Below are 1,268 nucleotides of genomic sequence, written 5' to 3' on the forward strand. Positions count from 1 at the left end.
CCGCGGTGTGGGGCGGGGCCGGAGGGCCGGCGTCGGTGTTGTTCATCGACGCCGCGAGCTACGGGGTCAGCGTCGTGGTGCTGCTGCGGCTGGCGCATGTCCCGCAGCCGGAGCCGGGCAGCCGGCCGACGATCATCAGGGATCTGCGGGACGGGTGGGAGGAGTTCCGGTCGCGGACCTGGCTGTGGCTGACGACGGTGCAGTTCGCGCTCTTCAACGCCCTGGTGTGGGCACCTTATCTGGTGCTGGGGCCGGTGGTGGCCGAGCACCGGCTCGGCGGGGCCGGGGCGTGGGGGCTGGTGCTCGCCGCCAACAGCGCGGGGTCGATCGTCGGCGGGCTGGTGCTGCTGGGTCGCAAGCCGCGGCGGCCGTTCCTGCTGTCGGTGGTCGCGACGTTCGGGTACGTGTTCACGCCCGCGCTGCTGGCCAGCAACCTGGCGCTGCCGTTCGTCTGCGCGGCCGCGGCGGTCACCGGGTTCGGCGGGGCGGTCGGGCAGGCACTGGACAACACCGTGACGCAGAAGCGGGTGCCGGTCGAGGTGCTGGGGCGGATCACGGCTTACCAGACGCTCGGCGCCTTCGCGCTGGGGCCGCTCGGGCTGGTCATCGCCGGACCGCTGGGGTCGGCGTTCGGGATCGGGGCCTTTCTGGCGTTCGGGGCGGTGTTCCAGTTCGCGACGGTGGCACTGATGCTCGCTTTGCCCACTGTGAGGCATCTTGACATGGAAGATGAGGACTTGTCGGAACCCTCCGATACGGTGGTCGAAACAGTGATCGAAGATGAGGCCCCGGTATCGCCGCCCTCACCTTCGCCCGCATCGTCAGGAGGTTGACCTATGACCGCCGAAGCCGCCGCCCCGCGCGCCGACACCGGGGACCACTGGACCCGGCGTACCGACCACGTCCGCCGCCGAGCCGGGCGGGCGATCTGGGACGCGGCCGAGGCCGAACCGAACCCGCTGGAGGCCATCTCCACCGCCCGCCACCTGGCCGCCGACCTCGTCGACCGCCTGGCCCGCACCGCACCCCAAGGCGAACACCTGGCCACCTGCCTGGCCCACGGCCGCCCCGGCGAACCGGGCCTGGCAGCCGACCTGGCCCTGTCCCGCCGCACCCGCCGCTGCCTCACCGACCGCGAAGGCGCCGGCACCACCTTCGGCGCCCTCCTGGTCCTGGGCACCCTCACCCGCGCCCCGATCGGCCTCATCCTGCGCACCTGCCGCGACCCCTGCCACACCACCCCCGGCCACGAATCAACCCTCCGCGGC

The 1,268-nt window shown here is 72.9% G+C and carries 2 protein-coding genes; both read left to right on the forward strand.

The annotated features are described in order from the left end of the window. Positions 1 to 833, forward strand: an 833-nt coding sequence (locus tag KGQ19_RS48645) for an MFS transporter (protein ID WP_212022443.1), incomplete at its 5' end; no start/stop codon positions are given. 3 nt (positions 834 to 836) lie between these two features. Next, positions 837 to 1,268: hypothetical protein (locus KGQ19_RS48650; RefSeq protein ID WP_212022445.1), on the forward strand; the 432-nt coding region annotated here is incomplete at its 3' end.

It is taken from the genome of Catenulispora pinistramenti (genome assembly GCF_018274385.1).
Lineage (GTDB): Bacteria > Actinomycetota > Actinomycetes > Streptomycetales > Catenulisporaceae > Catenulispora > Catenulispora pinistramenti.